Raw genomic sequence first — 3,289 nt, 5'->3', positions numbered from 1 at the left:
ACAACTTTTTCCAAATCTTCAAAGGTGAGTCCTTTTTCTTTTTTTGCGGCTAACAACTGTTTAGTAATTTCTGCAATTGCCATAATAATTGATGTCTCCTGATTTTCGATCTTTGGTATTTTACACTGTAAGCATTCAGCATTCAGCTATCAGCTATCAGTTTATGGGCTACGGCTGAAGGCTAAAGGCTGAAGGCTAAAGGCTGACGGCTGACCGCTGACGGCTGAATGCTTAGGGTGCATGTCAATTTTGTTAACCCCTGATTGAGATCCCCCATTATCCCCCTTAATAAGGGGGACTTTTCAATCTAATTCCCCCCTTTTTTAAGGGGGGTTAGGGGGGATCTATGTACCTAATTACAAAGTTGACATGCTCCCGAATGCTTACTTTACACTAATAGAAGAATTTTTAGTGAATTCTTGCTTCTTCTACCGCTCTAGTTTCCCGATATAGATGGTTTTCCATTTCCTGTTTCAGTTCCATATAGGCAGGATGATGCTCAACCGTAGTGCGATCGCGCGGACGGGGGAAAGGCACTTCAAGCACCTCATCAATACGCGCCGCAGGGCCTTTGGTCATCATCACAATCCGATCGGATAACAGGAGGGCTTCATCAATGCTATGGGTAATCATAATGGCAGTTTTACGCTGCTGCTCCCAAATGCGCTCGATTTCATCCTGTAAAAAGCCCCTAGTCAGAGCATCTAACGCACCAAACGGTTCATCCATTAACAAAATTTGGGGATTAATAGCTAAAGCTCTCGCAATACCTACTCGTTGTCGCATACCCCCAGATAGTTCGTGAGGATGTTTGTTCTCTGCTCCGGTTAAACCCACTAGTTGGATATTTTCCTTAATAACCCGTTTTTGCTCCCTCGCAGAAATTTTAGGATAGACAGTTTCCACCGCAAACCTAATATTACCTTCCACAGTCATCCAAGGCATAAGGGCATAGTTTTGAAAAACCATACCCCGGTCAGGTCCTGGTTGAGTCACAAGTTGCCCATTGATAATCACTTCGCCACTGGTAGCGGAACTCAAACCCGCGATAATATTCAGCAAGGTAGACTTACCACAACCAGACGGGCCAATAATCGACACAAACGTGTTGTGCTCAATATCTAAATTGATATCTTCGATAGCGACAAAGTCCGCAGAAGATTGGCCAGTGATTTTATCAAACCAACCCTGTTTACCAAAGAAAGTTTTTGAAATATGACGTAATGAAATTTGAGCGTCACTGTCATTGTCGTCTATAATGACCTTACGGCCCTTGGAAGAAAAAGAAGTACTCATAATAATTATTCATGAGGAGTTTTTACCGAAAGAAACCAGTTTTTCAAAATAGGCAAATATTTGATCAAGGACAATGCCCACAATCCCAATAATAAAAATTGCCACCAGAATATTGGGTATGTAAAGGTTATTCCACTCATTCCAAATGAAGTAACCTAAACCCGTACCCAATAGCATTTCTGCTGCCACAATCACCAACCAAGAAATCCCCATACTAATTCTCAAACCAGATATGATGTTAGGTAGGGCAGCGGGAATAATCACCTTAAAAATCGTGCGCCATTTAGAAGCGCCCAGAATTTTAGAAACATCAAGGTAATCTGGGTTAACATTGGCCACACCAAACGCTGTGTTAGTTAGGGTTGGCCAAATACTCGCAATGGTAATAATGAAAATCCCTGTCATCTCTGAGTTCCGGAATATATACAGCCCCAAAGGTAACCAAGCCAGGGGAGAAACCGGTTTAAGAAGCTGGAAGTAGGGATTAAAGGCTTTAAAGGCAATTTTGGAAATACCTACCAAGATTCCCAAAGGCACAGCAATGATTGAGGCTAACGTGTAGCCAATGGCTACTCTCCGCAGGCTAATCAACAAATTCCAACCAATACCCAAATCATTAGGTCCATTGTCATAAAATGGATGGGTTACCCAATACCATAATTCCTTAATGGTTAGGGAAGCAGTGGGCATGCCCTTAGCAAAAATCTTCATCTTTGCGCCTAATTCCCAAAACAGTAAAAATATGCCTAAGGAAAGGATAAATAGCAACAGAGCTCTGAAGTTTTCATTTTCAAAGATTGTGAGTTTTTGTTTTTTGTGAGTTACGTTTTTGGGTATTGATGTCATGTTGTAATTGCTTTTATCTGCAAAGAGATTGGTTTCGTAAGCTTAAGCGCTACGCGCATATGCTTACCTTTAGAGGAGATCTGAAAAGTTTTTTTCTACTGACTTTTGCCCCCCTAACCCCCCAACTTTGGGGGGAACAAGAGTCATTTTGCTTGTAAAAGTCCCCCAGAATTGGGGGACCAACGGGGGCTTGGATGTAGCAAATGAGACTTCTCAGACAACCTCTTAGAAACCGTATTTTTTAATTTGTTCATCCACATACTCTTGGGGTTTAGCTGGATCAAAGGTGTCAAATTCCAAGGTTTCTGTACGGTAAATTTCTGTAGGTGGAGTTTGTCCCACTTCCTGAGCCAATTCCCTAGCTAAATCTGTCAGAAAAATTTCTTTACCCACTTGATCATAATTTTCCGAGGTGATTGCTGATTTAACTTTTCCATCTCCTTGCAAATCCCAACGCACTAACTGAGAAGAAATCCAATTCGCAAAGCTCTGCCAAGGATAGGGATCAAAATCAATTCTGTCTGGTACAGCTTTGGTGTTACCTTGACCATCTTCAAAGTTACCCGTTAGTACAGCTTCCACCACTTCCACCGGCTGGTTCAAAAAGGCTCTTTCGGAGATGGCTTTGGCAATTTCTGGACGATTGGCTGGGTTACGGGCATAACCGGCAGCTTCGATAATTGCTTTATTGAGGGAGCGGAAAGTGTTGGGGTTTTCCTCAATCCAAGCATCGCTTGCAGCAAAGGCACAACAGGGGTGTCCTTCCCATAACTCCTTGGTAAGCTTGTGGATAAATCCAGCCTCTTCATAGACAGCCCTTTGGTTAAAGGGATCGGGCATCAAGTAAGCATCGATATCCCCTGCAACCAACTGAGCAATACTATCTGGTGGAGGAACAGGGCGAATTTTTACATCTTTATCGGGATCAACTCCCCCAGTGGCCAGGTAGTAACGCATTAAGAGGTTGTGCATGGAGTAAGGAAAAGGTACACCGATGGTGAAGCCTTTGAAATCGGCGGGACCGTTAATTTTACCTTTGTATTTGTTAGCTACAGTTATAGCTTGACCGTTAATGTTCTCGATGCTGGCTAGTTTAACTCCAAAGGTGGCGGAACCTAAACCCAACGTCATGGCAATAGGCATGGGG

At 42.9% G+C, this 3,289-nt stretch carries 3 protein-coding genes; all 3 read right to left on the bottom strand.

Annotated features, from left to right (window positions below; translation table 11 throughout):
* Positions 1–408: 408 nt before the first annotated feature.
* Positions 409–1,296, bottom strand: coding sequence for an ABC transporter ATP-binding protein (locus F6K53_RS36065; protein ID WP_293084217.1), 888 nt, complete (start codon positions 1,294–1,296; stop codon positions 409–411).
* 9 nt (positions 1,297–1,305) lie between these two features.
* On the bottom strand, positions 1,306–2,142 hold the full coding sequence (gene ntrB / locus F6K53_RS36060; RefSeq protein WP_293084215.1) for a nitrate ABC transporter permease: 837 nt from the start codon (positions 2,140–2,142) through the stop codon (positions 1,306–1,308).
* 225 nt (positions 2,143–2,367) lie between these two features.
* Positions 2,368–3,289: CmpA/NrtA family ABC transporter substrate-binding protein (locus F6K53_RS36055; RefSeq protein ID WP_293084213.1), on the bottom strand; the 922-nt coding region annotated here is incomplete at its 5' end.

The sequence above is a fragment of the Moorena sp. SIO4A1 genome (genome assembly GCF_010672065.1).
Lineage (GTDB): Bacteria > Cyanobacteriota > Cyanobacteriia > Cyanobacteriales > Coleofasciculaceae > Moorena.
Note: the sequence above shows the minus strand (reverse complement) of the source record. Positions and strands in the feature narration are given on the sequence as shown.

Excerpts from the sequence above, each read along its gene's own strand:
- ntrB (WP_293084215.1), bottom strand. The coding sequence starts at position 2,142 with ATGACATCAATACCCAAAAACGTAACTCACAAAAAACAAAAACTCACA.
- F6K53_RS36065 (WP_293084217.1), bottom strand. The coding sequence starts at position 1,296 with ATGAGTACTTCTTTTTCTTCCAAGGGCCGTAAGGTCATTATAGACGAC.